Source organism: Halococcus qingdaonensis, assembly GCF_024508235.1.
In the GTDB taxonomy this organism is placed as follows: domain Archaea; phylum Halobacteriota; class Halobacteria; order Halobacteriales; family Halococcaceae; genus Halococcus; species Halococcus qingdaonensis.
Genome location: NZ_CP101943.1, coordinates 2274163 through 2300526 on the forward strand (window position 1 = coordinate 2274163; position 26364 = coordinate 2300526).

Annotated in this window: 32 protein-coding genes and 1 tRNA gene; 17 read left to right on the plus strand and 16 right to left on the minus strand. The window is 64.7% G+C overall.

Features of this window, described 5'->3' with window-relative positions:
- Positions 1–19: 19 nt before the first annotated feature.
- On the plus strand, positions 20–1309 hold the full coding sequence (locus tag NO363_RS11755; RefSeq protein ID WP_256685322.1) for an amidohydrolase: 1290 nt from the start codon (positions 20–22) through the stop codon (positions 1307–1309).
- On the opposite strand, the gene NO363_RS11760 is transcribed toward NO363_RS11755, so the two are convergent.
- Positions 1310–2812 carry a PQQ-dependent sugar dehydrogenase gene (locus NO363_RS11760; protein ID WP_256685323.1) on the minus strand — a complete coding sequence of 501 codons (1503 nt, stop codon included), beginning with the start codon at positions 2810–2812 and terminating at the stop codon, positions 1310–1312.
- A 108-nt stretch (positions 2813–2920) separates the two neighbouring features.
- On the opposite strand from NO363_RS11760, the gene NO363_RS11765 reads away from it, so the two are divergent.
- The gene (locus tag NO363_RS11765; RefSeq protein WP_256685324.1) at positions 2921–4195 is read left to right on the plus strand and encodes an adenosylhomocysteinase; all 1275 of its coding nucleotides are present in this window, start codon (positions 2921–2923) and stop codon (positions 4193–4195) included.
- Between the two features lie 2 nt (positions 4196–4197).
- On the plus strand, positions 4198–4623 hold the full coding sequence (gene hjc / locus NO363_RS11770; RefSeq protein WP_256685325.1) for a Holliday junction resolvase Hjc: 426 nt from the start codon (positions 4198–4200) through the stop codon (positions 4621–4623).
- 75 nt (positions 4624–4698) lie between these two features.
- Here the strand turns inward: hjc and NO363_RS11775 are convergent, their stop codons facing one another.
- Entirely contained in the window at positions 4699–5445 is a 747-nt protein-coding gene (locus NO363_RS11775) for a potassium channel family protein (RefSeq protein ID WP_256685326.1), read from the minus strand.
- A gap of 159 nt (positions 5446–5604) precedes the next feature.
- Between NO363_RS11775 and NO363_RS11780 the strand changes: the two genes are divergently transcribed.
- Positions 5605–6384 (plus strand): NAD-dependent epimerase/dehydratase family protein, encoded by a 780-nt coding sequence (locus NO363_RS11780; protein ID WP_256685327.1) that lies wholly within the window; start codon positions 5605–5607, stop codon positions 6382–6384.
- Between the two features lie 52 nt (positions 6385–6436).
- Here NO363_RS11780 and NO363_RS11785 read toward each other — a convergent pair whose 3' ends face one another.
- On the minus strand, positions 6437–7729 hold the full coding sequence (locus NO363_RS11785; protein ID WP_256685328.1) for a hypothetical protein: 1293 nt from the start codon (positions 7727–7729) through the stop codon (positions 6437–6439).
- A gap of 228 nt (positions 7730–7957) precedes the next feature.
- On the opposite strand from NO363_RS11785, the gene NO363_RS11790 reads away from it, so the two are divergent.
- The 3 genes from NO363_RS11790 (at position 7958) to NO363_RS11800 (ending at position 10486) form a co-directional block, all read left to right on the plus strand.
- Positions 7958–8566, plus strand: a complete 609-nt coding sequence (locus NO363_RS11790; protein ID WP_256685330.1) for a cyclodeaminase/cyclohydrolase family protein — start codon at positions 7958–7960, stop codon at positions 8564–8566.
- A 171-nt stretch (positions 8567–8737) separates the two neighbouring features.
- Complete coding sequence (locus NO363_RS11795; RefSeq protein WP_256685333.1) at positions 8738–10093, plus strand: hypothetical protein; 1356 nt, start codon at positions 8738–8740, stop codon at positions 10091–10093.
- 66 nt (positions 10094–10159) lie between these two features.
- Positions 10160–10486: a cupin domain-containing protein gene (locus tag NO363_RS11800; RefSeq protein ID WP_256685335.1), complete on the plus strand. Its 327-nt coding sequence runs from the start codon at positions 10160–10162 to the stop codon at positions 10484–10486.
- A 108-nt stretch (positions 10487–10594) separates the two neighbouring features.
- On the opposite strand, the gene NO363_RS11805 is transcribed toward NO363_RS11800, so the two are convergent.
- A complete protein-coding gene (locus NO363_RS11805; protein ID WP_256685337.1) occupies positions 10595–11164 on the minus strand; it encodes a DUF7998 family protein in 570 nt (189 codons plus the stop codon).
- Between the two features lie 147 nt (positions 11165–11311).
- Between NO363_RS11805 and NO363_RS11810 the strand changes: the two genes are divergently transcribed.
- Positions 11312–11917 (plus strand): GNAT family N-acetyltransferase, encoded by a 606-nt coding sequence (locus NO363_RS11810; RefSeq protein ID WP_256685339.1) that lies wholly within the window; start codon positions 11312–11314, stop codon positions 11915–11917.
- An 88-nt stretch (positions 11918–12005) separates the two neighbouring features.
- Here NO363_RS11810 and NO363_RS11815 read toward each other — a convergent pair whose 3' ends face one another.
- Both NO363_RS11815 and NO363_RS11820 read right to left on the minus strand, forming a co-directional pair.
- A complete protein-coding gene (locus NO363_RS11815) occupies positions 12006–12395 on the minus strand; it encodes a glutamyl-tRNA reductase (protein ID WP_306169485.1) in 390 nt (129 codons plus the stop codon).
- 69 nt (positions 12396–12464) lie between these two features.
- Positions 12465–12767, minus strand: coding sequence for a CGCGG family putative rSAM-modified RiPP protein (locus NO363_RS11820; protein ID WP_256685343.1), 303 nt, complete (start codon positions 12765–12767; stop codon positions 12465–12467).
- Between the two features lie 107 nt (positions 12768–12874).
- On the opposite strand from NO363_RS11820, the gene NO363_RS11825 reads away from it, so the two are divergent.
- The gene (locus NO363_RS11825) at positions 12875–13195 is read left to right on the plus strand and encodes a DUF2249 domain-containing protein (RefSeq protein WP_306169486.1); all 321 of its coding nucleotides are present in this window, start codon (positions 12875–12877) and stop codon (positions 13193–13195) included.
- 56 nt (positions 13196–13251) lie between these two features.
- Here the strand turns inward: NO363_RS11825 and NO363_RS11830 are convergent, their stop codons facing one another.
- Both NO363_RS11830 and NO363_RS11835 read right to left on the minus strand, forming a co-directional pair.
- Positions 13252–13482 (minus strand): DUF2249 domain-containing protein, encoded by a 231-nt coding sequence (locus NO363_RS11830; RefSeq protein ID WP_256685345.1) that lies wholly within the window; start codon positions 13480–13482, stop codon positions 13252–13254.
- A gap of 53 nt (positions 13483–13535) precedes the next feature.
- Positions 13536–13772: a DUF2249 domain-containing protein gene (locus NO363_RS11835; RefSeq protein ID WP_256685347.1), complete on the minus strand. Its 237-nt coding sequence runs from the start codon at positions 13770–13772 to the stop codon at positions 13536–13538.
- Positions 13773–13902: 130 nt separating this feature from the next.
- On the opposite strand from NO363_RS11835, the gene NO363_RS11840 reads away from it, so the two are divergent.
- The 4 genes from NO363_RS11840 (at position 13903) to NO363_RS11855 (ending at position 17834) form a co-directional block, all read left to right on the plus strand.
- Positions 13903–14556, plus strand: coding sequence for a helix-turn-helix domain-containing protein (locus NO363_RS11840; protein WP_256685349.1), 654 nt, complete (start codon positions 13903–13905; stop codon positions 14554–14556).
- A 143-nt stretch (positions 14557–14699) separates the two neighbouring features.
- Positions 14700–15071: a winged helix-turn-helix domain-containing protein gene (locus tag NO363_RS11845; protein WP_256685351.1), complete on the plus strand. Its 372-nt coding sequence runs from the start codon at positions 14700–14702 to the stop codon at positions 15069–15071.
- On the plus strand, positions 15068–15346 hold the full coding sequence (locus NO363_RS11850) for a DUF7521 family protein (protein WP_004054559.1): 279 nt from the start codon (positions 15068–15070) through the stop codon (positions 15344–15346). The genes NO363_RS11845 and NO363_RS11850 overlap by 4 nt, the downstream gene beginning before the upstream one ends.
- Before the next feature lie 187 nt (positions 15347–15533).
- Entirely contained in the window at positions 15534–17834 is a 2301-nt protein-coding gene (locus NO363_RS11855) for a nitric-oxide reductase large subunit (protein ID WP_256685352.1), read from the plus strand.
- A gap of 452 nt (positions 17835–18286) precedes the next feature.
- Here the strand turns inward: NO363_RS11855 and NO363_RS11860 are convergent, their stop codons facing one another.
- Both NO363_RS11860 and NO363_RS11865 read right to left on the minus strand, forming a co-directional pair.
- Positions 18287–19024, minus strand: coding sequence for a beta-ketoacyl-ACP reductase (locus NO363_RS11860; RefSeq protein ID WP_256685353.1), 738 nt, complete (start codon positions 19022–19024; stop codon positions 18287–18289).
- Between the two features lie 87 nt (positions 19025–19111).
- A complete protein-coding gene (locus NO363_RS11865; protein WP_256685354.1) occupies positions 19112–19384 on the minus strand; it encodes a hypothetical protein in 273 nt (90 codons plus the stop codon).
- Between the two features lie 495 nt (positions 19385–19879).
- Here NO363_RS11865 and NO363_RS11870 point away from each other — a divergent pair, with 495 nt between their 5' ends.
- On the plus strand, positions 19880–20593 hold the full coding sequence (locus NO363_RS11870) for a DNA-directed RNA polymerase subunit epsilon (RefSeq protein WP_256685355.1): 714 nt from the start codon (positions 19880–19882) through the stop codon (positions 20591–20593).
- A 129-nt stretch (positions 20594–20722) separates the two neighbouring features.
- Here the strand turns inward: NO363_RS11870 and NO363_RS11875 are convergent, their stop codons facing one another.
- From NO363_RS11875 to NO363_RS11890, 4 genes are all read right to left on the minus strand, one after another.
- The gene (locus NO363_RS11875) at positions 20723–20953 is read right to left on the minus strand and encodes a hypothetical protein (protein WP_256685356.1); all 231 of its coding nucleotides are present in this window, start codon (positions 20951–20953) and stop codon (positions 20723–20725) included.
- A 28-nt stretch (positions 20954–20981) separates the two neighbouring features.
- Positions 20982–21263: a helix-turn-helix transcriptional regulator gene (locus tag NO363_RS11880; RefSeq protein ID WP_256685357.1), complete on the minus strand. Its 282-nt coding sequence runs from the start codon at positions 21261–21263 to the stop codon at positions 20982–20984.
- Positions 21264–21573: 310 nt separating this feature from the next.
- Positions 21574–21645, minus strand: a tRNA-Thr gene (locus tag NO363_RS11885).
- Positions 21646–21688: 43 nt separating this feature from the next.
- Positions 21689–22336, minus strand: a complete 648-nt coding sequence (locus NO363_RS11890) for a DUF7114 family protein (RefSeq protein WP_256685358.1) — start codon at positions 22334–22336, stop codon at positions 21689–21691.
- Between the two features lie 59 nt (positions 22337–22395).
- Here NO363_RS11890 and NO363_RS11895 point away from each other — a divergent pair, with 59 nt between their 5' ends.
- Positions 22396–23085 (plus strand): enoyl-CoA hydratase/isomerase family protein, encoded by a 690-nt coding sequence (locus NO363_RS11895; RefSeq protein ID WP_256685359.1) that lies wholly within the window; start codon positions 22396–22398, stop codon positions 23083–23085.
- On the opposite strand, the gene NO363_RS11900 is transcribed toward NO363_RS11895, so the two are convergent.
- Positions 23082–23927, minus strand: a complete 846-nt coding sequence (locus NO363_RS11900; protein ID WP_256685361.1) for an NAD+ synthase — start codon at positions 23925–23927, stop codon at positions 23082–23084. The genes NO363_RS11895 and NO363_RS11900 overlap by 4 nt on opposite strands.
- 169 nt (positions 23928–24096) lie before the next feature.
- Between NO363_RS11900 and NO363_RS11905 the strand changes: the two genes are divergently transcribed.
- Entirely contained in the window at positions 24097–24759 is a 663-nt protein-coding gene (locus NO363_RS11905; RefSeq protein ID WP_256685362.1) for a cysteine hydrolase family protein, read from the plus strand.
- Positions 24760–24807: 48 nt separating this feature from the next.
- Here the strand turns inward: NO363_RS11905 and NO363_RS11910 are convergent, their stop codons facing one another.
- Positions 24808–25650, minus strand: a complete 843-nt coding sequence (locus tag NO363_RS11910; RefSeq protein WP_256685363.1) for a DUF63 family protein — start codon at positions 25648–25650, stop codon at positions 24808–24810.
- An 80-nt stretch (positions 25651–25730) separates the two neighbouring features.
- On the opposite strand from NO363_RS11910, the gene deoC reads away from it, so the two are divergent.
- Complete coding sequence (deoC, locus tag NO363_RS11915; protein WP_256685364.1) at positions 25731–26363, plus strand: deoxyribose-phosphate aldolase; 633 nt, start codon at positions 25731–25733, stop codon at positions 26361–26363.
- Position 26364: the final 1 nt, after the last annotated feature.

Below are 26364 nucleotides of genomic sequence, written 5' to 3' on the forward strand. Positions count from 1 at the left end.
CGGACGCGAAACCCACCGTATGACGACGCTCGAAACCACCGGCGGGCAGGTTCTCAGATCGGATATGACCGTCGAGCACGGCGACGTGCTCGTCGATCGAGAGGCGGGCGAAATCCTGGCCGTCGGCGACGTCCCTGCTGGCGACGAGACGCTCGACGCGACCGGCGGGCTCGTGATGCCGGGCCTCGTCAACGCTCACACTCATCTCGCGATGGCGCTGCTGCGTGGCTACGCCGACGACAAGCCGCTCGACAGCTGGCTGCGCGAGGACGTCTGGCCGATCGAGGGTGTGCTCGAACCCGACGACGTCCGCGCGGGAGCCGCGCTCGGCGCGCTCGAAAGCATCGAGGCGGGCACGACGGCGCTCTGTGACATGTACTTCGACGTGCCAGCGGTCGTCGATGCCGTCGAGCAGGCTGGCCTGCGCGCACGCGTCGGCCACGGCGTCGTCACCGTCGGGAAGGACAGTGACGAAGCCAGCGTGGACTTCGAAGAGGGGCTCACGGTCGCGCGCGAGCAGGACGGCGCGGCAAGTGGTCGAGTGTCGACGGCGTTCATGCCCCACAGCCTCACGACCGTCGACGGGGCGGAGCTCGACGAGTTCGTCCCGAAAGCCCGCGACGCGGACGTCCCGATCCACATCCACGCGAACGAGACGCGCGATGAAGTTACACCCATCGTCGACGAACACGGCGAGCGCCCGCTCGAATACGCCGCCGCACACGGGCTGCTCGGAGAGACCGACTTCATCGCCCACGGCACCCACCTCGACGCGACTGAGATCGACCTGCTCGCCGAGGCCGGGACGGGCGTCGTCCACTGTCCGGCCTCAAACATGAAGCTCGCGAGCGGCATCGCGCCCGTCCAGAAGCTGCTCGATGCAGGCGTCACGGTCGGGATCGGTACCGACGGCGCGGCCTCGAACAACGATCTCGACGTGTTCGACGAGCTGCGCGACGCGGCGATGGTCGGCAAGCTCGCGGCCGACGACGCGAGCGCTGTCGATGCGGCCACGGCAGTCGGGATGGCGACGGCGGGCAGCGCCGACGTGCTCGGCTTCGACAGCGGGCGACTCGCCGAAGGGAAAAAGGCCGACATCGCCGTGCTCGACCTCGACAGCGCACATCTGACGCCCCAGCACGATCTCGTCAGCCACCTCGCCTACGCGGCCTCGGGTGCGGACGTGCGCCACACCGTCTGTGACGGTGACGTGCTGATGCGCGACCGCGAGGTGCTCACGCTCGACGCCGAGGAGGTACGAGAAGAGGCCGCAGAACGCGCGACAGCCGCGGTCGAGCGCGCGCGCTGATTACCGATCGAGCACTCGTACGCCGACGGCCGCCAGTCCCGCGAGCGCCGCGAGTACGCCGAATCCCGGCCCGTCCGTACTGCTCGTTCCCGTTGCATTCGTTCGATTCCCCCCACCCGTCGTCGCGGCCCCGTTCCTGGCGTTCGCCGCGGGAACGAGCCGGTGGACGCCGCCGCCGAGATCGCCGCCTGCAGTCAGCGCGTAGAGCTCGCCGTCACCGTCGCGACCGATGGCGATGAGATGGGCGTTCAGTTCACCGTTGTTCGCCCCGGCGATGCGGAGCTTCTCGAACGACCGCAGCCCGTCCTGGCTCGGATCGGCGACGAACAGCGACCCCTGGGGCTTGCCGGCGCGAATGCTGTAATCACCGAAGACGTACTGGCCGTCGAGCGCGTCGACGCCGCCTTCCGAGATGTAGCCACCGATGACCGAGCTGCCGATCGGTTCGTCGTCGCGCGTGTGTGGATACTCGATGATGGGGCCGACGAGCCGCTCGCCGCCGCGGACGTCCCCCGGCGTCTCGGTCGGACAGGAATCGATGTTGCCGTTCGGTCTGAAACAGTGGGTGCCCTCGCGGACGTTCCAACCGTAGTTCTTCCCCTTCTCGACGACGTTGACCTCCTCGTAGCGGTCCTGGCCGACGTCGGCTACGTAGAGATCGCCGTCGGAAAATCCCATCCGCCACGGGTTGCGTAGCCCCCACGCGAAGTGTTCGTCCAGACCTTCTTCGCCGACGAGCGGGTTGTCGTCGGGAATGCCGTAGGGTTTGTCGCCCGTTCGGTTATCGACGTCGATGCGGAGCATACTGCCGAGAAAGTTCTCCGTCACGTCCTGCCCGTTGCCGCCGTCGAGCGCGCCGTACCAGTCCTGAACGTGGCCGGTGCCGGCATCGTGGGCCGCGCCGCCGTCGCCGAAGGAGACGTAGAGATAGCCGTCGGGACCGAACGTGACCGCACCGGCGTTGTGGTTGCTCTGGGGTTCGGGCACTTCGAGCAGCCGGCGCTCGGTGCCGGGGCGGCCGCCGCTCAGGTCGTCGGTGGCCTGAAACTCCGACAGCACCGCCGTGTGTGAGTAGGGTTCCGGCGTGGCGTCGGTCGGCGGGGCGCTGTATCGCAGGTAGAACGTCCCGTTCTTCTGGAAGTTCGGGTGGAAGGCGAGTCCGAGCAGCCCCTGTTCACCCTCGACGGGCGTCGTGCGGTCGCTGATGTCGATGAACGGGTTTCCCTGCGCGTTCGACTCGACCGTATACATCTGACCGGTACGTTCGAGGACGAATCGCCGATCGCCGCCCGGTTCGGGAGCGAAGTCGATCGGTTGCTCGAAGCCGCCGGCGACGGTGTCGAGGCCGATCGCCGGCCCGCGCGGGACGGGCGGGGACTGCTGTGGCTGAGGCGTCGCGCGCGCACGGCCGCTCGTGGCGAGCGGGACGGTGGCGGCACCGGCGAGCCCCAGGAATCGACGGCGTGGAACGGGGAAATCGGTCGGGTCGGCTGTGTCGTCCATCGTTGCTGTCGTCGGATGAGAACGTCCGGGTGGCTAAAGTCCTGCCGACAGGCCGCCGGCTGCCATCGTCTTCGGTAGCGTTTTGAGCGCGCTGGCCGTTCCTCGGACATGACCACCGAACCGATCACCGAGCGTCTCGACGATCCCACGAGCGCACGCGAGTCGGGCCGCCAGAAGATCGACTGGGCGCGCCAGCACATGCCGATCTGTGCCGCGCTGCGCGATGAGTTCGAAGAGACACAGCCGCTCGACGGCCAGCGAGTCGGAATGGCGATGCACGTCGAGGCGACCACCGCAGTCCTCACCGAAACGATCGCGGCCGCCGGCGCAGAGGTCGCCATCACGGGCTGCAACCCACTCTCGACGCACGACGACGTGAGTGCGGCGCTCGACGCCCAGGAGGGAATCACTTCCTACGCCGAACGCGACGTCGACGACGAGGGCTACTACGACGCCATCGAGGCGGTCATTTCCCACGAGCCGACCATCACCGTCGACGACGGGATGGACATGGTCGCAGCGATCCACGACGACCACCCCGAACTGATCGATTCGATTCTCGGTGGCTGCGAGGAAACCACCACGGGGGTCCACCGCCTGCGCGCGATGGACGACGATGACGCGCTCGACTACCCCGTCTTCGCGGTCAACGACACGCCGATGAAACGGCTGTTCGACAACGTTCACGGCACAGGTGAATCCTCGCTCGCGGCGATCGCCATGACGACGAACCTCTCGTGGGCGGGGAAGACCGTCGTCGTCGCCGGCTACGGCTTCTGTGGCCGCGGCGTGGCGAAGAAGGCAGCCGGTCAGAACGCGAACGTCGTCGTCTGTGAGGTCGACCCCCGGCGGGCGCTCGAAGCCCACATGGAAGGCTACGAGGTGCTCCCGATGGCCGAGGCCGCCGCCGAGGGCGACGTCTTCATCACCACCACCGGCAACCGGGACGTGCTCACCGAAGAGCACTTCGAGCGGATGAAAGACGGCGCGCTGCTGGCGAACGCCGGCCACTTCGACATCGAGATCGACCTGGAGGCGCTCTCGGAGCTGGCCGAGTCGACCCGTGAGGCCCGCCCCGGCGTGCGCGAGTACGAACTCGCCGACGGCACTCGCCTGAACGTGCTCGCGGAGGGCCGACTCGTCAACCTCGCCGCCCCCATCGCGCTCGGCCACCCGGTCGAGGTGATGGACCAGTCCTTCGGCGTACAGGCCGTCTGCGTGCGAGCGTTCACCGAAGGAGAGTACGAACCCGGCGTCCACGAGGTGCCCGACGCGCTCGATAGGGAGGTCGCAGAGATCAAACTCGACGCCGAAGGGCTCGCCATCGACGAACTCACCGAGACGCAGACCGAGTACATGGGTAGCTGGGATCACGGAACGTAGCGATGTCACACGCCAAGGGCGACCGGCGCGAGCGCGAGCTCGTCAACCGCCTCGACGCGGCGGGCTTTGCGGTGATGCGCGCACCCGCGAGCGGCAGCGCCACCGAGCGCGAACTGCCGGACGCGCTCGCCGGCAACGGCGAGGTGTTCTACGCCATCGAGGCGAAATCCTCGTCGGGCGATCCGATCTACCTCACTGGTGAGGAGGTCGAGGCGCTCGTCTTCTTCTCCCAGAACTTCGGCGCGAAACCCCGCATCGGCGTGCGCTTCGACCGCGAGGACTGGTATTTCTTCCATCCGAGCGAGTGCTACACCACCGACGGCGGCAACTACCGCGTGAAAAAGGAGACCGCACTCGAATCGGGGACGGATTTCGACGAACTCACCGGCGACTCCTCGCGCACGCGCCTCGACGACTACGACCGCTGAGGGGTGCGTCGTGCGGTCGTCTGACGCGGAGTTAAGTATCACCCGGCTATTGTCCCGAATGGGCGCGCCACCGGTTCACTCCCCATCCTCCCCACTCGCGCGCCCCGTGGTCCCCGCCTCGGCGGCCCTCCCCTCCCCTTTCGTTGCATCGTCCGAGAGCGACGCATCGGTGCCGTGAACGGTCGCGCGAACGCTCGCCACCGCGTCGGGATCGGCGATGAGCGCGAGACGGTCGCCCGGTTCGATCGCCGTCCGCGGAAGCGGGATCGTCAGCGACTCGCCGGCCCGTCCGTGGGCGTAGATCCGCGCCGCATCGGGCACGTCGAGGGCGACGACGCGCTCGCCGACGACTGGCGAACCCTCGGGAACGGTGAGCGAGGCCGCCGAGAGTCGCTCGGTGATATCCGCGAGCACGCTGAAATCTCCGCCGAGCAGGGCTGTCTTCGCCCCGGCCGCGCCGAGCTGTTCGGGGTAGATGATCTCGTCGACGCCCTCGCTGTACTCGCGGTAGACCGCCGCCGAGAACTCCTCACTGATGCGCAACACCGTCCGACAGCCGTGGTCGTTGGCGACGGCACAGACCGCGAAGTTGGTCTCGGGATCGCCGGTGAGCCCGCCGACGGCATCGGCCGCGTCGAGGTCGGCCTCGGCCAACACCGCCGTCGCGGCACCGTCGCCCTCGACGACCGTGAACCGGCTCTCGCGGGCGCTCTCGGCCTTCGCCGGGTCGTTCTCGACGACGACCACCTCGTGGCCCTCCGTAGCGAGGAGGTCGGCCGTTCGGGTACCGACACGCCCGTAGCCAACGATAACACATCTCATGGCCAGCCGTAGAACGCCCGGGATGAAAACCCTATCTCTCATTTCGGCGCGCTCGGACGGAACCGACGACGGCAATGGGGAGGACGGACTGGGTGCACCGCTACGGGCGCGCACGTTCCTGATCAAAAGCTATGTGCCGACCCCGATTACGAACGGGCGATGACACGGATCGCCATCACCGGTGCGGCGGGCAACGTCGGACGAACTCTGTTGAAGGGCTTCGACGACCACGACGTGACGCCGCTCGTCCACGGCGACGAGAACGACATCGACGGGATCGTCTGCGACGTGACCGATCGCGAGGCGTTCACCGAGGCGCTCGCCGGCCAGGACGTGCTCGTCCATCTCGCGGGCAACGCCTCGGCGTACGCCGACTGGGACGACGTGCGCGAGGTCAACATCGACGGCGTCTACAACGCCTACGAGGCTGCCATCGACAACGGACTCGACCGTGTGGTCTACGCGAGTTCGAACCACGCGGTCAACATGGACGACGTCGTCGATCCGAGCGAACCCGAGACGATGCGGCCGGACGCGCCGCCGGTCTTTTCCGACACCGACGCACGGCCCGATTCCTACTACGGGATCACGAAAGTCGCCGGCGAGGCCATCGGCAACTACTACGCCGCCCGCCACGACATCGAGGTGGTCCACGCGCGCATCGGCTGGCTGATGGATCGCGAGGAACTCGTGGATACTCAGGAGAACCCCGATCACGAGTATCCCGAGGCGTACGCCCGCTTCGCGCGCGCGATGTGGCTCAGCCATCGGGACTGTCGCAACTTCTTGGAACGGGCAGCCACGGCCGATCTCGCCGAGAGTCCGGTCGCTGCCCACGGTGTCTCCCGAAACGACGAGCGCTCTCTCTCGCTGACCGAAACCCAGCGCGCGCTCGGCTACCGACCGCGGGACAACGCTGGCGAGGCGCTCGAAAACTGACGGCTCGGCGCGCTGCGAACTTCCCCACTCCCTTCTCCGATCGCCCTCTCGTTCAGTCGAACAGTTCCTCGACGAGCAGATCGGCGATGCGCTCGTTGGTCGCCGAGCTGTAGTGGCCGCCCTCGCCACGCTGGACGTAGAGCGACTCGACGGCTTCCGGATCGTCGGCCTCCTCGAAGTGGCGCGGGATGTCGATGGTCTCCAGGGTCGGGTAGCGCTCGTCGAGCCGATCGAGCAGATCGCCGTAGATGGGGCCATGCGTCGCCTCGTAGGCCGCATAGCGCAGCTGACCGGCCATCGCGAACACCGGGGTAAACTCCTCCTGATCGGCGTAGTCGACGAACTCGCCGACGATCGCTTCAAATAGATCGGCTTTCTGGTCGTACAATTCCTCGTGGTAGCGAACCCGTGGCTGTTCGAGCCTGACCCCCGAGCGCGTCTTCGCGCGGGCGGTGTCGATGCCGGGCAGCGAGACGCCGAATCGCCCTTCGACGTCCTCTAGGCCAGCGGCGGCGAGATAGCGGAGCTGTTCCGGTGGGGAGAGCAGGTCGGTCGCGTAGGGGAAGCGCGCGAGATGCGGTTTGAACCAGTGGTCGTAGTGGTAGTCGTGCGAACGGAGGAACTCGGCGTGGGCTTCGAGATCGAGCAGATCTTCTTTTTCGGTGATCGGCGTTTCGACGCGCTCCAGCGAGCCGTCGTCGAGTCTGTAGCGCGGCTTCACCGCGAGCACGTTGCCGAACTCCTGGTAGTGTTTCCAGACGCTCAGGATCCGGGCGATCGACGACGCCGTGACGAGGACGATCACGTAGTCGGTCGGATCCTCGGGGTACTGGCGTTGCAGCCGCATCAGCGCCTGATCGAGCCCGTAGTTGCCGCCGCCGTAGTTGCCGACGTGCGTGTCGAGCGTTTCGGCGAGGTGGTGCTGAAAGGTCTCGTCGTCGTCGACCTCCCGACAGAAACAGTAGGAGTCGCCGTAGGTCGAGATAGAGAGATCGGCATCGTCGTCGCGGTCGGCAGCCGGACAGACCCGACTGCCGTACTCGTCGGTCGAATACTCGACGACGGTGCGGACCTCCTCGCCGGGGAGGTGATCGCCGGTATCCTTCTGTTTCGTCCGCTCGGGCTGGGGACACCAGCCGAGTTCCGCATCGAAACTGGAGAGTTTTTCGAGGAGTGACCGGTCGATCTCCGGGAACTCCTCCAGAACGACCGTCGGCATGCTGTTCAATCCCTCACCGTATCGCCGCAACAGTCGGCGCGCAAGGAGTTCCAGACCAACCGCGCTCCCTGCCGCAGCGCCGAGCGTCGCCCACGATCGCGTTCGTCGCCCGTCGGTCTCGACCATCACTCGACAACTGGCGGCACGGTGCTGATATACGTTGTGCTGAACGCACTCGCCGGTGGCCGTCTTCGTCAGTGCATCGTCCCGAAACGCCTCTCGATGTTTTCTCGACGAATTTCGAGATTTAGTTGGACTAATAGGAGCGCTATCCATAGCTATTTTCCAAATTTCGCCGATAGCGGGATCGGCGAGCGGAACAGATATTTGACAGCCCATCACGATCGATCGAGCATGGCCTTCGCCGAGCAAACGATCGCCGAATTCCTCGACGACGTCGCAGCACGCGCAGTCACGCCGAGCGGCGGTGCGGTCGCTGCCGTCGGCGGTGCGTGCGGCGCAGCGCTCTGCGAGATGGTGTGTATCCATACGATCGAGAAAGACGACGGCGACGTGGAGTCAGAGCTCTCGACCGTCCGTACTGAACTCGAAACGCGCCGGGAACGCCTGCTGGAGCTCGCGGACGAGGACTCGGCCGCCGTCGACGAGCTGCAGGCCGCGTTCGCAGCCTCGACCGACGAGGAGCGCGCCGAATTGATCGACGAGCGATCGCGCCGCGCTGCCGACGTACCGCTCGACATCGCCGAGGCCTGTCTCGACGTGCTCGATCATTCCAAAATTGTGACGGCGAAAGGAAATCAAAATGCGCTGGCCGACGCCGGAACCGGCGCGTTTCTCGCTCACGCGGCGCTGAAAGCGGCAGTGTTCACCGTCCGATCCAATCTCGGACTGATCGAAGATCCGACCGTCGTCGCAGCGATCGAGGAGCGTGTGGCCGAGATCGACGAACGGGGCGACGAAGCGCTGACACAGGTGCGATCGAACATCGAGAAATCGGCCTGATCGGGCAGCGCTCACGAACGACTATCGAAATTGGCCGCGTAGCTGACGATCACGAAAACCGTCGGCACGAGTTCGTCGTCGGGGCCAGAAAACGCCGATCCATCCGGTTGCGGCACGCTGCCGAACCCGTTCGGGGATACTGCGAGGGGGCTGGCCGTCGTAGGCGGACGCATGAGCGCGATCGTGGGCGATCTCGAAACGGATCGACAGCCGCCAATGACGATCCCGCTGGCACATTTCGTCGTCGGTTTTTGCTTTCTCCTCCTCGGCGGTCTACTCGGTGCTGTGAACGCGCTCGACATCGGATTCGGAATGACGCGGCTTTCACACCTCCATCTGCTCTTCGTCGGGTGGATCTGTCTCACCATCATGGGTGCGATGACGCAGTTCGTCCCGGTCTGGTCGGGCGTCGAACTCCACTCGCGCCGACTCGCGCTCGCGCAGCTGTGGCTGCTCACTCCCGGACTCGTCGGGTTCGTCACGGCGCTGCTCGCGGGAAATCTCGGTTGGCTCCCGCTGTTCGGCTCGATCATGCTCGTCGGCTTCTGGCTGTTCGTCTACAACGTCGGGCGGACGCTGCTGTGCGCTCGTCCGTTCGACGTGACCGAGCGCCATTTCGCGTTCGCGCTCGGAACGTTTCTCCTGCTGACGATACTGGGGGTGCTGCTGGCGATCGATTTCACCAAGCCACTGTTCGGCTCGTCGCTCCCGCGTGGGCAGGTTCTCATGGCGCACGCGACGCTCGCGGTCTTCGGCGCGGTGCTCACGACGGTGCTCGGCGCGCTCTACCAGCTGGGAACGATGTTCACCCAGACCTCGCTGCACGGCATCGATCGCCCGCTCAAACGGTTCGAGGAGGTCGCCTATCCCACCGGCGTACTGGCACTCGCCGCTGGCCGCCTCGTGGCGAACGGAACGCTCGCCCGTATCGGTGGGCTGCTCGTCGTCGTGAGCGTCTTCGCCGTCGGCATACTCCTCGCCCGACGGCTCTTCGAGACACGGGTTCCGTGGACGCCGATGCTGTCGCGGTACGCCGTCGTGGCCGTTGCGATGGTGCTATGGGCGCTGGTGACAGCGCCGGCGTGGGTCGACGATCCACTCGCCCGGGCGACGCTGTTCGGCACCGAGAGCCCCCACCTGCTCGCGTTCGGCGTCGTCGGGTTCGTGGTGCTCGGCACGCTCTATCACGTGGTGCCGTTCATCGTCTGGGTGCATCGCTACAGCGACCGGCTCGGCTACGAGACGGTACCCATGATCGACGATCTCTACGATGCGCGCGTCGCTACCGCCGATCTCGTCGCGCTGGTCGTCGGCACCGGACTGCTCGTCGTCGGTGAGCGATTCGCCCTTTCCGATAGCGTGTTTGCCGTCGGTGGCGTCGTCGCACTCGTCGGATTCGTTCTCTTCGTCGGCAACATGCTGCTGGTCGTTCGTGATCACAGCCCTCAGGGACTCGTGGACATCCTCGTTCCGAGACGTGCGACGCACGCATCGCGTTCCGTCGACTCCCAGCCCGAGGAGCGGTGATCCAACGCCGATCATGTTCGGGATGAACGCAATAGCTACGGAGCGGTGATCCGGAGACGAGCACCAATGACGGCATCCGAACCCATGACCGAACCCGAATGCGTATGCCTCGATGAACTGGAGGGAGCGCCACACGCGGTCGTCTTCGACCGCGACACGCCGCGAACTATCCGCCTCACGCTCGGATCCGAGCAGCAACTACCTGGCCACCGCCATCCTGGAACCAACGTCGTCTGCCATCTCGTCGCGGGCGAGCTCGATCTCACCCTCGACGGCGAATCACATCGCCTCGCCGCGGGCGACCTGCTCCGGTTCAGCGGCGATCGCGAGATCTCACCGACGGCTATCGAGGATAGCGTCGCCGTACTCGTGTTCGCCCCACAGAAGGACTAGCCGATTCGGTTGGTCCGGGATCACGAGCGATAGCCATCAGCGAGCATCCTGAACGATTCAGGGTCCACGAAGACCGACGACAGCCTGAGAATCGAATGTTCATCTGGTTCAGAACGGTGACTGTGTCTCGCCGGCCGATCCCGGCTGCCGTCTCGACCCGGCCGTTGCACTCTCGCTCGCTTCGTCGATCCGACCGGTGTCGCGATAGCGTGCGTCGAGTTCGTCGAGGCGGTCGTTGATGGCCGTGCTCTGCTGATGCATCGGATGGACGCGAACGCGCACACGATCGTACTCGTGGCGGTCGCTCAGGCCGTTCCACGCGCGAAACGAGCCGATGGTGAGCGTGTGGCTCTGCGGACAGAACGGTGTCGTCGGGGTGAACTCCGCACGGAGCGTCGAGCGGTCGTCGACCTCCTCGGCGTAGCGATAGCCCGCAGCCGGATGGCGATCGTCGAGATTGAGCCGTGTGAGATTGTAGCCGAACGTCATGTCGTAGACACCGCGCTCGTCGAATAGCCGCTTCGTGAGCCGGTGGAAGGCCGTGTGGCGATCGTCGATCAGAACGTCGTGGCCGTCGAGAAACGGGCCGGATTCCGGCAGATTTTCGGGAACGAACTCGTGATAACGATCGAAGAGGCTATCGTCCGCCCTGGAAAACCGCGACGGGAACTCGGGCATGGTCGTGTATCGAATCCGAGAACCGGTAACTGCTGTCCCGAACCCGTTCGTGGCCATCGGGCGTTTCGACGGGGTGAAAACGGAACCGGTGGCCGATGCGAAGATGTTCGCAACAGCGTATTCCGGTTGGTGTGATCAAGTATCACTATGGCCGATCGCTCCGGGGATGCAGGCGTCGCCTGCGACGGGTGGGACTACTCCGGCTGTGAGGGGACGAAATACTGCCCGCCACGCTGCCCACGGTTCGTCGACGGCGACGGGACGGCACTGCTGGTCAGACCGTACGAGCCGGACTACCGGGACGCGCTGGTGCAGATGTACGAGGCGATCGATGCGGACAGCAGAACGCTCGGGCTGCCACCGGAGTCGCGTGAAGGGATCGAGGACTGGCTCGATCACCTCACGTCAAACGGATGGAACCTCGTTGCGCTCGCCGGCGACGACGTGATCGGCCATATCGCGGCCGCCCCACTGGACGACGAGGAGCCACATATCGTCGTGTTCGTCCACCACGCCTACCAGAATCGGGGCCTCGGTATCGAGTTGATCAGACAGCTCATCGCCCACGCCGACGACAGGGATCACGGTGCGCTCGTACTGACCGTCGCCGCGGAGAACGAGCGTGCCAGAACCGTCTACGACAACATCGGCTTCGACGTGAGCGATCGGCTGGCAACCGAGATCACGATGCGACTCGCGATCGAGGAGCCGATCGCGAAACAGGTACGACTCCCGCCAGCGGAGCGGCCGTGATTGCTCTCATCGACGAACAGGCCGTGTCGGTCGGTTCAAAAGAAGAATTCGACGAGCGAGGCCACAGCGCATGATCTCGATCAGCAAACTACGCTGTGGTCTCGACGCCAGAGGTCGTCTCGGCACGGTCACTCGTCCGATAGCGTGTTCGGATCGAACACTCCAGCGCCGTCCGCACATCGGAGTGGTCTGCCGACGACGTGTTTCGAAGCGACTGTGTCGGCGAAGCCAGCAGCTCGTCGACGAGTGCATCCGCCATGTCGGCGACGATGGCCTGTTGGGTATCGGTGAGGGTTCCGTGCTGTTCCAGCTTCGTGAGGGCAGTCCGGAGCTCCCGCCGTTCGATCCGATCTGCATGGACGTGCAGCTGCTCGATGGTGCGCTCTCGTGACGGATCGTGACGGCTCGATCGCTGTGAAACGCGACGCCGACGATCACGGCTATCGTTTTCGGTGTTCTTGGTCATCGGTCCATTCATCGGGCGGTGAACTGCTAGTCGGGAAGTGCTCCATCGTATCCGTTCGGTGTGTCCGACAGAACGGATCGATCAGACGTGGACGCGGGTGACGTGGCCGCCACAGCCACACTGTTCGACGTAGCTCCACTCGATCTCGTCACCGTATTCGTCGGCGAGCGCGTCGAAGAGGTACTCCTGCGGATGGCCGTGATCGCCGTGCGTAACGAGGTTGACGTGGTTGCCCGGGACCGTGTGTTCGATCGCGTCGAGCGCCTGCTCGACGACCAGTGCCCTGTCGTCGGCGTGACGCGGTTTTTCGAGGTTCGCCGACCAGGAGTTGTCGTGCAGACGGTCGGTGATCGGTTCGGCATCGTTGTGGGATACGCTCGCCATGTTCTGTCTTGGACTCCAGACCAGGAAAGCAAACCCCCGAACGTGTTCGGCGTATCGGGGCAGCAGAGAACACGACCCCGAGGCGATCGGACTTGACGGACGGCTGTGTGAACATCTTCGGGGAACTGTTCGTGAACATCCGAGCCGTCGATTCACTCATGCCCGCCGTGGACGAGTACGTGACCGATACCGAAGCGCCGACGAACTGGGCGAGGGAGACGATGGACGCCCGCGACCTCCCGCCGCCACAGCCGCTCCAGAACACCCTCGAACGACTCGTCGAAATGGACGACGAAACCGTGTTGGTGCAGGTGAACGACCGCGCTCCACAGCATCTGTATCCGAGACTCACCGATCGTGGCTACGAGTACGAGACGATCGAGGTGGCCCCCGGTGTCGTCACCGTCATCTGGATGGCGGATCTCTGAATCGGACGTGAGGGGTCACGGCGAGTGGATGCTGAAAACGGGTAGCTACGGAGTGGCTACTTCTTCGGCAGCGTCGCGACGAACTCGTTTTCGCCACGTTCCTCGACATCGTAGCCCTCGGCGTCGAAGTCGGAAATTTCGGCCTGCATCTCGTAGAACAGTGGTTTCGGATCGTGATCGTTGACCAGCGTCAGCGCCTCGCCGCTCTCCAGGTTGCCGAACGCGTCGTGGACTTTCGGGTGACGTTTCGGGGCTGGGATATCACGGAGATCGAGTCGGTCGGACATACGCTTGCCCGTACTCCCCGGAGAGCCCAAATCGTTTTCCCGAAAGTGTTCGGTCAGGCTTTCGTGATCGACACGCGCCACTCGTCCTCGCCGGCACGTTCGGTCTCGTGGGCGTAGCCCTGCCGTGCGAGAACGGCGTAGAGCGGCTCTGGCTCGAAACTGTTGACGAGCACGAGCGTCTCGCCGCCGTCGAGTTCGTCGAGCGACGCCATGATCTCGCCGAACGGCTCGCCGTCGATCGTTCGGACATCGAGTTCGCGCGTGCCGTCCGCCGTCGGTCCGGTTGGCATGGACGTTCTCACCGATCGACAGGAATAGCCGTTCCGCCGATGATGTTCGCTCACGTGCACGTCGTCCCGTGGACGAACATATTCGGGAACATTGATTGGGTTCCGGGCCGCAGACGTTCCACTGTCGACGATGCCACGAGCCAATCTCACGCTCACGATCCCCGAACACGTCTGGATCGGGGAGATATCACGCACACATCCGGCGGCGACCGTTCGCATCCTCGCAGCGCTCGCCGGCGACGACGCCGGCGTCGGCCTCGCCGAGATCACGAGCGAGAACCTCTCCTCGATCCTCGCCGATATTGAGGCGAGCGACGCCGTCGTCGAACTCGACATCCTCCGCCAGCAGAGCGACGAGGCACTGATCCAGTTCGAGACGACGACGCCGCTGTTGCTGTTCCCGATCCAGGATTCGGGCGTCCCACTCGAAATGCCGTTTACCATCGAGGAGGGTGAAGCCATCTGGGAGGTCACCGCACCGCAGCGACGGCTCTCGGAGCTCGGCACGCAGTTCGAACAGTTCGGGATCCCGTTCACCGTCAACGAGATCCATCGTCGTATCGAGCCGACACAGCTCCTCACCGACACGCAGCTCGAACTCGTCCGTGCGGCCATCGAGCAGGGTTACTACGACACGCCGCGACGCTGCTCGCTGACCGATCTCGCTGCGGAGTCCGATCTGGCGAAATCGACGTGCAGCGAAACGCTCCACCGCGCCGAGGAGAAGATCATCAAACAGTTCGTCGAGAACCTCCCCGATTCGACGCCGGCGGAGCGACCATGAGATGGGATGGCTACGCGTCCACCGACGGTGGCGAGCAGCCGTCGGCGTGAGAGCACCGCTACCCACGACGAATGAGTACGTTCAAACCGTCCGTGGCCGCTCGACCGATCGAACACGAGGCGATATCCAGATGGGGGGCAAAGATGGCGCGTGATCCGTTCGCTGCCGACCATCCACAGTTACAGGTCGTCCTCGATGCGCTTGACGACCCCGAATGCCGCACCATCATCAAGCAGATGGAGGAGCCGATGACCGCCAAGGAGCTCTCGAAGGACTGTGACGTGCCGCTCTCGACGACCTACCGGAAGCTCGAACGACTCACAGACGCCTCGTTGATCGAGGAGCAAACCGAAGTCAGAGCCAGCGGTCGACACACAGCACGGTACGCACTCGATTTCGAGGCGATACATATCGATCTCGAAGAGGACCGATCGCTGGAGCTGACGATCGAGCAGCCCGAACAGACGCCGGAGAAACAGCTCTCGGAGCTCTGGGCGGAGGTACGAAAGAGATGAGCGCACTCGTCGCGACCGCAGTGACCGTTCTCAAGGTGTTGAGTCTCTCGCTCGGCGGGCTGATAACGTACTTCGCGTACAAGGCCTACCGGCGAACCGAATCACCCGCCCTTCGCGCACTCACGATCGGCTTCGCCGTGATCACGCTCGGCGCGTTCGTGGCCGGGATCGTCGATCAGATCGTACCGGTCGACCAGAGCCACGCACTTCTCGTCGAGAGCGCGTTCACCGCGGGCGGGTTCGCGATCATCCTGTATTCGCTCTACGTCGACTGAGTGCGATCCTGCGGATAGAGGTGGAAGGGAGGGTGAGGGGAACGAAGCGTACTGGACGACAGTTCTGCCGTTTCGGATCGATTGGCGGATGCCACGAGCTTGCTGCTGACGAACGTGTTCGGGAGATGTCAGCGAGTGAGAATCGTCCCGGCTCATATTGAAGTGGCCGTCGAAATATCGGCGTAGCATGGACGTCACCCGAAAGACGCTCGCGAAGATCCTCGTCGTGGTGTTCGTGGCCAACCTCGTCGTCATGGGCGCTGGCGCGCTCTACTCGTATCAGAACGCCCCACCCATTCCACAGGAGGTGGTCGGCCCGGACGGCCAAACGATCGCCACCGACGAGCGGATCCAGGCCGGCAAGGCCACGTTTCAGTCGAACGGCCTGATGAACCACGGGTCGATCCTCGGCAACGGAGCCTATTTCGGCGTGGACTTCACCGCCGATGCGCTCGATCTCAAGACCCAGTATATGCAGGAATACTACGCGAACGAGCGCCGCGGCCAGTCCTATCGCTCCCTGCCCGACGCCCAGCAGGCCGCGATCGACAGTCGAGTGACGAACGAACTCGACACGGACTACGACGGCGGCCCGGTCGAATACTCCGCCGCCGAACTGTTCGCCCACCGGCAGATCCGCGAGGAGTACGTCGACCGCTACGCGAACGGTGCGCGCGAGCGCGGCGTGCCCGCCGGGATGATCGAAAACCCGGAGGACGCACGGCGGTTCGCCGACTTCGCGCTCTGGACCGCGTGGGTCTCCCACACCGATCGTCCCGGTGCGGACTACTCCTACACGAACAACTGGCCGTACAACCCCGTCGCGGGCAACGTGCCTGCCGGCCCGACGGTGGTCTGGAGCGCCGTCGCGATGGTCCTGCTCATCGCGGGCGCTGGCATCGGCGTCTGGCTCTACCACTCGATCGAACTCGCCGAACCCGAGATCGGCGGCATCGAGATCCCCGATCCGCGCGAGGTCGATCTCCTGCCGAGCCAGCGCGCCGCGACACGGTACATTCCCATCGCCGCGTTGCTGTTCGTCGTACAGGTGCTCTTCGGCGCGCTGCTCGCCCACTACTACGTCGAACGCGACGGCTTCTTCGGGCTCGGCGACCTGCTCGGGATCGATATCCTCCAGTGGCTGCCCTTCGCCATCTCGAAAACGTATCACCTCGATCTCGCCATCCTCTGGGTCGCCACGCTCTGGATCGGTGCCGGCCTCTTCTTACCCGGCTTGCTCACTGGCCACGAACCCGACCACCAGCGCACGCTCGTCAACGTGCTGCTGGGCGCACTCGTGGTCGTGGTCGTCGGCGGGTTCGTGGGCGTCTGGCTCGGCTTCAAGGGCGTTATCGGCACCGACAACCCGCTCTGGTGGATCCTCGGCAACGAAGGGCTGGAGTACGTCGAGGTCGGGCGACTCTGGCAGTTCGGCTTGCTTCTCGGGTTCGTCCTCTGGACGATCCTGCTCTATCGCGGGTTCAAGCCCATTCTCGAACGCGAATCGCGCTACGGGCTCGCCCACATGATCATCTACGCCGGCGGTTCGATCGGCCTGCTGTTCGTCGCCGGCGTGCTCTACACCCCGCAGACGAACATGGTGATGACGGAGTTCTGGCGCTGGTGGGTCGTCCACATGTGGGTCGAGGGCTCCTTCGAGTTCTTCATCGTCGCCGTCATCGGCATCACGCTCGTCTCGATGGGGCTCCTGAAGAAGCGCTCGGCGGAGAAGGCTGTCATGCTCCAGGCGCTGTTCGTGATGGGCTCGGGCGTCATCGGTGCCTCACACCACTACTGGTGGGTCGGCCTCCCCGACGTCTGGATCCCGTTCGGCTCGATCTTCTCGACGCTCGAACTCATCCCACTGATCCTCATCCTCTTCGAGGCACTCGGGCAGTATCGCGCGCTCGCGACGAGCGACGACTCGTTCGCCTACCGGCTGCCCTTCATGTTCATCATCGCCTCTGGCGCGTGGAACTTCCTCGGCGCGGGCGTGCTGGGATTCTTCATCAACCTCCCGATGATCAACTACTACGAGCACGGCACCTACATGACGGTGGCCCACGCCCACGCGGCGATGTTCGGGGCCTTCGGCTTCCTCGCGCTCGGGATGGCGGTGTACATGCTCCGGCTCACCGTCGATCCCGACCGGTGGAACGAACGCCGGCTCCGGTGGGCGTTCTGGCTCTGGAACGCCGGTCTCGCCATCATGGTACTCATCTCGCTGCTGCCGATCGGCTTCCTCCAGCTCGAAACCGCGTTCACGCAGGGCTACGACGCCGCGCGCTCGCTGGCCTTCTACAACGGCGATCTCGTCCAACTGCTGTTCTGGGCACGGTTCCCCGGCGATACGCTGTTGATCCTCGGGACGGTCGTCTTCGCCTACGACGTGATCCGCAAGCGGTTCGTCCTGCGGGAGACGTCGACCCCCGACGAGACCCCCGGCGGAACGATCCCCGATCGGATTCTCCCCGAAGACGACGACTGAAACCGGGATAGTCCTCTTCCCCCTCCCCCACCTCCTCCGAGTGGTCGTCGCGATTACGAGCGGTGAACAAGGGAGAAGATCATCCGGAATGTGAATTCCCACCACATGTGATAAATGCAATAAAACACGCTCCTAGATCCCATGCGTGCTGTTTTTGATGCCGAAGTGGGCGAACACGAACAGAGTCGCGAGGAGCCAGCAGCCGAGTATCGTTCCCGTAATCACGGTCGGGGCGATCTCTCCGGCGACAACGGCCGCTACAGCAGCCGTAACTCCAAGATCGTGAGCCACTTATAGAATCGCGCAACGTTCCGTTTCGTCAAATATCGGTCACTGGCGTCGGGCCCGTCGGTGGCCATGATACGCTCGAATGATAGCTGGGGGAAACATCGTTCTTTGGGCAGTCGACTGTTCGGAGTGAGCGACGCGAGAGATCGCCGGTCGCTCGCCGCTTACAGGTCCTTGCCGCCGTTGACGTCGATCACCTCGCCGGTGATGAACGACGATTTCTCGCTCGCGAGAAAGCCAACGACCTCGGCGACTTCCTCGACCGTACCGAGCCGTCCGAGCGGCGTGTCCTCCCTGATGTCCTCTTGCAACCGCTCAGGAACGCTATCGAGCATGCTGGTGGCGATGAATCCCGGTGCGACGCAGTTGGCCGTCGAGCCCTCGTTCGCCAGCTCCAACGCCAGCGTCTTCGTGAACCCGAAGATCCCGCTTTTCGCCGTCGCGTAGTTGGCCTGGCCCATGTTGCCGCCCTTGCCCACGATGCTCGAAATGTTGATCAGGCGGCCCTCGTCGGCTGCCGCGATGTCGTCGTAGAACGCCTGCGTACAGTGAAAGGCCCCGTCGAGGTGGATATCCAGAACGGTATCCCACTGCTCGTGGCTCATCTCCGAAAAGAGGACGTCCTGGTTGATCCCCGCGTTGTTGACCACCACGTCCGCCCTGCCGAACGCCTCCTGGGTCGCCTCCTGCATCGCCGTCACTTCCTCCCGATCGGTGACGTCCGCCTGGATCGCGATCGCGCGACCATCGCCCGATTCGATCCGATCGACGACCTCGTTGGCGGCCGATTCCGACCGCCGGTAGTTGACCACTACGTTCGCTCCCTGCTTGCCGAAACATTCGGCGATCCCGCGGCCGATCCCCCGCGACGAACCGGTCACCACACACGTCCGATCATCCATATGGTAGCATCAGCAACGCATTCGGTATGAAGATTGGGTCGGGACGGATGCAAGCATCAGGCGATACCGACACGGTTCTCGTGCCCGTCAGTCGGGCGAGATTCCCGGTTCGAGCCACCGCTCCTCGCCACATCGTCTGCATCGCCAGACCATTCGCGGTGGGTGCGTGCGGGACAGGCCAAACCGATCCTCGATCGTCGTCCCCTCCGGCCGGAACGAATGGTGATGCAGCCGACAGATCGTTTCGGAGACGTCCGCACCAGGGAGGGAGAGTCGCCCGCGGAGCGATTCTGCACGAACCACGGTCAGTTCCAGAACGAGATAGAGCAGCAGACAGATCGCGGCCACACCGAGCGCCATCGCATTCACCCCATTTCCAACGAGAACGGCGATCACACCGACGAATCCGGCCAGAATCCCCACCGCAGTCTGGCCGATCGCTACGAGTGTGTAGTATGGGTCCGCTACCACGAGTCGAGGCGTGTTTTCGACGATTCGGAATCGGAAATGAGCTTTATCATCCATGTTTTTGTCAATTATGCGCAGTCCGTTTGCTGGAGATCGTTCGCCGTCGAGAGTTGGGAAGCAGCCATCGCTGAGTGTGCTGTTTGATCCCCTATCAGCGTAATAAATATAACTACAATCGTCGATCACAGCAGGCACGGTCCGAACGAGGCAGATGCTTCTATCGCAGTATCACTGCGATGGGTGGCGATCAGCGGGCCATCCACGTCGTTCTTTAAGTGGTTCTGGCGATAAAGTGAAGATACGAGAGAGGCCCCGTCGTGTTCTGGGCCGAGAATCGTTCCACACGGACGCATCTTTCAACTCGCAGCAGCTACTACTGTCCGAACCATGCCCAACGGTGGAACCGCTCCACGGCCGACGTCCCAGTCCGATCGGGAAGAGATCGGTCGGTTGAGTCGCCGTCCCGGCGATAGTACCGTCTCACGTGCTGATCTCCAGCGCGACGAAACCACCCGCCGCTGGGGGCTGGTCACGCCCAGCGCGACACGCATTGGACGCCCGGACTCACCCGACGGCGATCTCAGCGACAACATCCGCCGCCTCCACGAAGAGCGTCACCCCGCGATGGAAGGCTACAGTCGGCGCGCTCACCGGCTCGAAAAGCTTCGTCTCACCCACGCACTCTGTGGGAGCCTCGGGCTGACGCCGTGGCAACGCGACCGCACCATCGGCACGATGGTCGATCTCGATCTCACCGCCTTCGGCAGCCAGCGCGCCATCCCGAAGGTCGCGCTCGTCGTGATCCGCCACGTGGTCGATCGCGAGCGCGAACACCATCTCGGCCTCCACGACGACGAGTGGATCGCCGAACAGCCACCGGACCGGCTCGCCGAACTCTACGACAAGTTCCACTCGATCACCGACGACGAGCAGTTCACCGCGCTCTGCGAGCAACACGACCTCGACGTGACGAATCTCAACCGCCTCCGTCGGACGCTGATCGACCAACTCGACGAGCAGGACCTCCACGAGGCGGTCTACGGACGCAATCCCTACCGCGATCCGAGTCTCCCGGAGCTGACCATCGGCTCCTCGGCCTGATCGATGGGCGGGGGACCCGATCGTTCTTTAAGTGGTTCTGGCGACAAGGTGAAGATACGAGAGGAGACCGCTCGTACCGTTCGGTAGTATTTTTCTCTCCTGGAACTGATGTCGGCGTGATCCGCTCAGCTACTCGTCGTTCATCGTGCGATCGAGCTTCGTCCGAACGAACTCCTCGGCGATGACCGTATAGCGGACCGACCCATCGGCTTTCTCGCGAACGCAGGCGGTACAGTACGTCATCCGTCGCCTGGTGCCGTCTTCGAGAACGTACTGCTCGGTTTCGCGCTCGCTGGAGTCGCTCGATCCACAGTTCGGACACGCCGGAGGGTCCGTCGTTCTGTCACGCTCAGTGTCCATTGTAGTTGCTCCGGGAAATCGAGAGCGATCAGTCGTCAACAGCCACGTACTGGTCTTCCCACTCGCGGCGGGCCTCGATCTCCCGGTGACCACGCTGGGTCAGCCGATAGTAGTTCGTTCGTTTGTCGAGCTCGCCCTTTTCGAGCAATCCCTTCTCGACGAGCGTATCGAGGTTGGGGTAGAGCCGTCCGTGATGGATCTCCGTCTCGTAATAGCCTTCGAGTTCGTCTTTGAGCTCGAGCCCGTTCGGTTCGTCCTCGCTGGCAGCCACGTACAGCAGGTCGCGCTGGAAGCCAGTCAGATCATACATATCCCTGAGATGGTCATTCTATCAGTAAAATATATCGATATCCGGAAACGGGATGACTCATCCGACGCAAGAGCCGAGGCTGGATGGCTTGCAGTCGTATGTGTCGGCCCGCAATACAGCATTCGCGACCATCGGAATCGGCATCGCAGCGCTCGCACCCGTCGCTTTGGAGAGATGATCGATAGAAATCACACCCCGATCAGGGCGGTTCCTTACCGTTCCACGGACCGGTCGTCGCTTGTGGAACGACAGTTCGATTGGCCAACAGAAAGTGGATGATGTCGTCACCAAAGACGAGCAATCCAGTGTAAGCCTAGGCCGGGATTTGAACCCGGGGTCTCGTCCTTACCAAGGACGCGCTTTACCGCTAAGCTACCCAGGCGGACATCACACCCTACCGCCGAGCCGTCTTTATCCGTTTCGGTTCACGAGTCGGTTGCCGACGTGCGCATACCGGCGTCGGCCGACTCGAACGGCGCGCTCGCCCGCCGAGAGAGCGCGTCGCGCGTCGTGGTGTCGAAAAGCTCCGCGGCGGCGGGGAGTTCGGTCGCCCCTTCGTCGGCGAGATCGGCGACGAACTCGCGGTAGGACGCCGAAGGATGGCCGTCGACGACCGTGGTACCGGCGACGGCGGCGAGGCGGAACACGTCGGCTTCGAGGCGGCGCTCGTCACGGTCGCAGGTCCGATCGCGGCCGAAATTACGCACCGTTTCGACGGCGCTCCCGGCGGCCTCCGTGCGTGCGAGCAGGTAGAAGCCACGGGCGACGAGCGCGTCGGCGGCGAGCACCGCCACGTTGGCGTCGTCACCGTCACCGGCTTCCCAAGGGGTCTCGGCGGCGAGGCGGCGCGTCAGTCGGAGTCCCTCGTAGATGAGTTGAGTGCCGGCGGCACGCTCGGCGACGGTTTCGATGGCGACCGAGGAGTCGAGCGCACGGGCCGAGAGCACGACCAGCACCCCGGGTGCCATCGAGCCGGTTTCGAGGGCGGTCGTGACGACCTCGTTGAACGGCTCGGGGTCGATATCACGGACGGCCTCCCGTGCTGCAGACCGGACGTGGGAGGCTTCCTTCATCGAGAAATCGTTGGGCCGCGGAGGGCAAAGGCCTTTGGAAACGGGCCGTACGTTCGCTCGTGATCACGACGAGCATCGACGGCGCGGTCGGGATCGTCACCCTCGATCGTCCCCACAAACGCAACGCGCTCTCGCCCGCCGGACTCGACGAGCTCGAAGCCGCGATCGAGTCGCTCGACACACCGGTCGTCCACCTCCGCGGTGCCGGCCCGGCGTTCTGCGCCGGTGCCGATCTGCGCGCGGTCGCCAAGCTCGACAGTGACGATGCCCACGAGTTCGCCCGCAGCGGCCAGCGTGTCGCAAACGCCATCGAGCGCAGCGAATCGGTGGTCATTGCGGGCATCGACGGGGCGGCCCGAGGTGGCGGGGTCGAGCTCGCACTCGCCTGTGACGTCCGTGTCGCAACCCTCGAGGCGAGCTTCGCCGAGACGGGCGTCAGGCTCGGCCTGTTCGGCGCGTGGGGCGGCACGCACCGGCTGCCAGCCGTCGTCGGCGCGGGCAACGCGCGTGATCTCGCACTTTCGGGGCGCACGATCGATGCCGAAGAAGCGCTGCGAATGGGATTGGTCTCCAGGATCGTCGACGATCCTGCCGAGGTCGTCGCGTCGATCGCCGAGCACGACCCTGCCGCGCTCGCCGCGATCAAGAAACGACTCCGTGACGACGCGCCACCGGAAAAACAGGATCGGCGTGAGGCGGCGGCGTTCGCCGAGCTCGTCGAGGACGCGGATCTCGCGGATTATCGCTAGTCGAACCGGGTGAGCGGTGCGGGCGCGGGCGGCGTGTGACGTTTATGTTCGCTGCGGGCGACCAACCCCTCGACGTGCTCGACTGTCTCCTCGTCGATCCCGAGTTCGCGCGCCGTCGCCATCCGTGAGAGCGGACCGTCGATCCGTAGCGCGAGGATCGCGTCGAGCGTATCGTAGCCGATCCCCAGCTCCTTCTCGTCGGTCTGGCCGACCCACATCCCGGCCGTGGGTGTCTTGTCGACGAGATCGTCGGGAACGCCGACGTGGCGGGCGAGCTGGCGCACCTGCAGTTTGTAGAGGTTGCCGATCGGGTGACAGTCGACCGCGCCGTCGCCGTATTTCGTGAAGTAGCCGACGAGCGCTTCGGTGCGATTGCCCGTGCCGAGCACGAGCCGGTTCGCCCGGTTGGCGAGGAAGTAGTTACAGACCGCCCGGACGCGCACCCGGAGGTTGCCGACGGCGGTTCGTTCCGACTCGTCGTCCTCCCTGTCGGGAAAGGCGTCGAGAAACGACTCGACGATCGGCTCGATGGCGAGCACGTCGTAGTCGATGCCGAGATCCTCGGCGACGCGCTCGGCATCGCTCATGTTCTCGTCGCTGTTGACCTCGCTCGGGAGGACGAGCCCGTGGAGTCCGTCGGTGCCGAGCGCCTCCGTCGCCAGATAGGCCGTCAGCGTGCTGTCGATACCGCCCGAGATCCCGAGCACGCCGCCGGTCGCACCAGCGGCCTCGACACGCTCGTCGATGAATTCGGTGATCCGCTCGCGGTGGGCATCGAGTTCGTCCGTCGAGAGCGAGAGGCCGAAGGGGACGTCCGTCGCCATCGGTTGAGTGTCGGCCATTGTCGGACTGTAGGTTGGCGGCTCACTAATATCCACCACCGACGCCACAGAACTGGTCGTTCGTCGTTTTCTCGGCGACAGGCTCGGACACGAACGACGATCCACACGGACACCACCGATCCCGGCGTCGTACCAATGAGTTGAACACACCCTACCGTGATCGACGACCATGGACGAGTACACCCGGCCGGACCGTGAGCATGCAGCGTTGTTGACGATCGATACACAGCGAGACTTCACGCGTGAAGAGGGCTCGGCGACGATCCCCGGAACGAACGAGGCTGCAGGAACGATGCAGCACGTGACCCGACAGTTTCGAGAGCAGGGCTCGCCGATCGTCCACGTCGTTCGTCTCTATCGGCCCGACGGCTCGAACGCGGATCTCTGTCGGCGAGCGGGGATCGAAGACGGCGATCGAGTGGCGATCCCCGGAAGCGATGGTGCGGAACTCGTCGACGAGATCACGCCCGCTGGCGACGTCTCGCTCGATACGGACCGACTCCTCGATGGGGAGTTCCAGCGGATCGGCGATGACGAAACCATCATGTACAAACCACGCTGGGGAGCGTTCTACGACACAGGACTAGAGGAGCAGTTGCGTGCTGCGAATATCAATACAGTCGTCGTCTGTGGCTGTAACTTCCCGAACTGTCCGCGAACCACCATCTACGAGGCGAGCGAACGCGATTTCCGCGTGGTCGTCGTCACGGATGCTCTCTCCGGACTGTACGAACGCGGGCGCGAGGAGTTACAGGATATCGGAGTTCGGATGATGGATACCGACGAGTTCGGCGAGTGGTTCGGCACTCGGAACACGAACGGTACCCCCTGACAGTTTCCCGTCCGCATGCGGAGCGATCGGGCGTTCGCACTCGTCGCCCTACGGGGTGAGAATGGTGAACAGCAGCAGATTGTGCGCACCCGGTCCGAGACCGACCGCCGCGACCGCGCCGAGCAGGAGATAGCCCTCGGCCGGCTCCTCGCGGACGTACTCGCTCAGGAAGACGACGACCAGCACCGCGAGCACGAGTTTGACCAGGATGAACAGCCAGCCCGCGCCGATGACTTCCGCCGTGGGGAGCCCGGCGGCGAACTCGATGATCGCCCGCGAGACCGGCGAGCGCTCGCCGAAGCCAAGCACGTCGAGTCCGACGGCCGTCGAGACGCCGTCGAGGGTGTGACCGAACACCGCGAGCGCGCCGACCGCGCCCGTCACCTGGGTCTTCGGCACCGCACGGCGCAGCCCGCCCCAGACCGCCGCCGCGAGCACTACTGCGATGACGATCCCCAGCGCGGGCCACGCGACGGTCAGTCCAGGTGCGCCGACGGCGAGCGCCCAGCCCACGGCGACGAGGGCGAGAGTGGTTCCAGAGAGTCCAACGATGCCTGGTACCGAGGGAAGACGCCAGCGATCGGCGGAGAGACCAGCGCCTGCGGTGGCGGCCCAGGCAGCCCCGGCGATGGTGGCGACGGAGAGATAGACCGTTGGCGAGCCGAAGAACGGTCGCAGGACAGGGGGAACGCCATGAGCCTGATAGAGCACGTAGCAGCTCGACCCGAGCACCATCCACGGTGCGAACGCGACGACTACCCGATCGGTGACATGGGGACCGATCCGGCGCAACGAGACGGCGACGGCGACGAACGCGACTGCGAGAACGAGGAGATAGCCGATCGGCGGGAGCGCCGAGCCGGCGGGGAGCAACTGCGCGAGCACCTGCATATCCGACGGGCGGTCGGCCCGGGCGAAAGCGTTCCGGTCGCCGGGGGCGGATTTATCCGCCGTGCGCTCCCGTGGTCGGCATGGACCGTGACGCCTTCGCCGCAAGCATCGATCACACCGTTCTGGGCCCCGAAACGACGCCGGCGGACGTCGAACGAGTGCTCGACGACGCCGCCGAGTACGGGATGAACGTCTGCATCCCACCCTGTTATCTCGACGAGGCCGACGAGCGCGACGTGACCGTCGCCACCGTCGTCGGCTTCCCACACGGTCAGCATACTCCTGCGGTCAAACGCGAGGAGGCGGTCGACGCCTGGGAGGCTGGAGCTGACGAGCTCGATGTCGTCATCAACGTCGGGTGGCTCCGCGCCGGTCAGGACGAGCGCGTCACCGAGGAGCTCGCCGACGTGGTGGCCGCCGTCCCGATTCCGGTGAAGGTGATCATCGAAGCGCCGCTCCTGGACGACGCCGAGAAGCGCCGTGCCTGCGAGTGTGCAGTCGATGCGGACGCCGACTTCGTGAAGACCGCGACCGGGTTCGAGGGTGGTGCGACGGTCGCGGACGTCGAACTGATGAGCGGGTTCCTGCCGGTGAAGGCGAGCGGCGGCATCGGCAGCTACGAGAAAGCGAAGGAGATGTTGTCGGCGGGGGCCGAGCGCATCGGCGCGTCGAGCGGCGTCGCGCTCGTCGACGGGTTCGGGACTGGCGAGTGAG

What these genes read in the sequence shown, in the direction of transcription:
- NO363_RS11795 (WP_256685333.1), top strand. Translation starts at nt 8,738, where the DNA reads ATGAGCGCGATCGTGGGCGATCTCGAAACGGATCGACAGCCGCCAATG.
- NO363_RS11860 (WP_256685353.1), bottom strand. Translation starts at nt 19,024, where the DNA reads ATGGATGATCGGACGTGTGTGGTGACCGGTTCGTCGCGGGGGATCGGC.
- NO363_RS11830 (WP_256685345.1), bottom strand. Translation starts at nt 13,482, where the DNA reads ATGTCCGACCGACTCGATCTCCGTGATATCCCAGCCCCGAAACGTCAC.
- NO363_RS11840 (WP_256685349.1), top strand. Translation starts at nt 13,903, where the DNA reads ATGCCACGAGCCAATCTCACGCTCACGATCCCCGAACACGTCTGGATC.
- deoC (WP_256685364.1), top strand. Translation starts at nt 25,731, where the DNA reads ATGGACCGTGACGCCTTCGCCGCAAGCATCGATCACACCGTTCTGGGC.
- NO363_RS11850 (WP_004054559.1), top strand. Translation starts at nt 15,068, where the DNA reads ATGAGCGCACTCGTCGCGACCGCAGTGACCGTTCTCAAGGTGTTGAGT.
- NO363_RS11785 (WP_256685328.1), bottom strand. Translation starts at nt 7,729, where the DNA reads ATGGTCGAGACCGACGGGCGACGAACGCGATCGTGGGCGACGCTCGGC.
- NO363_RS11835 (WP_256685347.1), bottom strand. Translation starts at nt 13,772, where the DNA reads ATGCCAACCGGACCGACGGCGGACGGCACGCGCGAACTCGATGTCCGA.
- NO363_RS11905 (WP_256685362.1), top strand. Translation starts at nt 24,097, where the DNA reads ATGGACGAGTACACCCGGCCGGACCGTGAGCATGCAGCGTTGTTGACG.
- NO363_RS11800 (WP_256685335.1), top strand. Translation starts at nt 10,160, where the DNA reads ATGACGGCATCCGAACCCATGACCGAACCCGAATGCGTATGCCTCGAT.
- NO363_RS11865 (WP_256685354.1), bottom strand. Translation starts at nt 19,384, where the DNA reads ATGGCGCTCGGTGTGGCCGCGATCTGTCTGCTGCTCTATCTCGTTCTG.
- NO363_RS11855 (WP_256685352.1), top strand. Translation starts at nt 15,534, where the DNA reads ATGGACGTCACCCGAAAGACGCTCGCGAAGATCCTCGTCGTGGTGTTC.
- NO363_RS11760 (WP_256685323.1), bottom strand. Translation starts at nt 2,812, where the DNA reads ATGGACGACACAGCCGACCCGACCGATTTCCCCGTTCCACGCCGTCGA.
- NO363_RS11755 (WP_256685322.1), top strand. Translation starts at nt 20, where the DNA reads ATGACGACGCTCGAAACCACCGGCGGGCAGGTTCTCAGATCGGATATG.
- NO363_RS11810 (WP_256685339.1), top strand. Translation starts at nt 11,312, where the DNA reads ATGGCCGATCGCTCCGGGGATGCAGGCGTCGCCTGCGACGGGTGGGAC.
- NO363_RS11870 (WP_256685355.1), top strand. Translation starts at nt 19,880, where the DNA reads ATGCCCAACGGTGGAACCGCTCCACGGCCGACGTCCCAGTCCGATCGG.
- NO363_RS11890 (WP_256685358.1), bottom strand. Translation starts at nt 22,336, where the DNA reads ATGAAGGAAGCCTCCCACGTCCGGTCTGCAGCACGGGAGGCCGTCCGT.
- NO363_RS11880 (WP_256685357.1), bottom strand. Translation starts at nt 21,263, where the DNA reads ATGTATGATCTGACTGGCTTCCAGCGCGACCTGCTGTACGTGGCTGCC.
- NO363_RS11875 (WP_256685356.1), bottom strand. Translation starts at nt 20,953, where the DNA reads ATGGACACTGAGCGTGACAGAACGACGGACCCTCCGGCGTGTCCGAAC.
- NO363_RS11775 (WP_256685326.1), bottom strand. Translation starts at nt 5,445, where the DNA reads ATGAGATGTGTTATCGTTGGCTACGGGCGTGTCGGTACCCGAACGGCC.
- NO363_RS11805 (WP_256685337.1), bottom strand. Translation starts at nt 11,164, where the DNA reads ATGCCCGAGTTCCCGTCGCGGTTTTCCAGGGCGGACGATAGCCTCTTC.
- NO363_RS11900 (WP_256685361.1), bottom strand. Translation starts at nt 23,927, where the DNA reads ATGGCCGACACTCAACCGATGGCGACGGACGTCCCCTTCGGCCTCTCG.
- NO363_RS11845 (WP_256685351.1), top strand. Translation starts at nt 14,700, where the DNA reads ATGGCGCGTGATCCGTTCGCTGCCGACCATCCACAGTTACAGGTCGTC.
- NO363_RS11910 (WP_256685363.1), bottom strand. Translation starts at nt 25,650, where the DNA reads ATGCAGGTGCTCGCGCAGTTGCTCCCCGCCGGCTCGGCGCTCCCGCCG.
- NO363_RS11780 (WP_256685327.1), top strand. Translation starts at nt 5,605, where the DNA reads ATGACACGGATCGCCATCACCGGTGCGGCGGGCAACGTCGGACGAACT.
- NO363_RS11765 (WP_256685324.1), top strand. Translation starts at nt 2,921, where the DNA reads ATGACCACCGAACCGATCACCGAGCGTCTCGACGATCCCACGAGCGCA.
- NO363_RS11820 (WP_256685343.1), bottom strand. Translation starts at nt 12,767, where the DNA reads ATGGCGAGCGTATCCCACAACGATGCCGAACCGATCACCGACCGTCTG.
- NO363_RS11815 (WP_306169485.1), bottom strand. Translation starts at nt 12,395, where the DNA reads ATGAATGGACCGATGACCAAGAACACCGAAAACGATAGCCGTGATCGT.
- NO363_RS11790 (WP_256685330.1), top strand. Translation starts at nt 7,958, where the DNA reads ATGGCCTTCGCCGAGCAAACGATCGCCGAATTCCTCGACGACGTCGCA.
- hjc (WP_256685325.1), top strand. Translation starts at nt 4,198, where the DNA reads ATGTCACACGCCAAGGGCGACCGGCGCGAGCGCGAGCTCGTCAACCGC.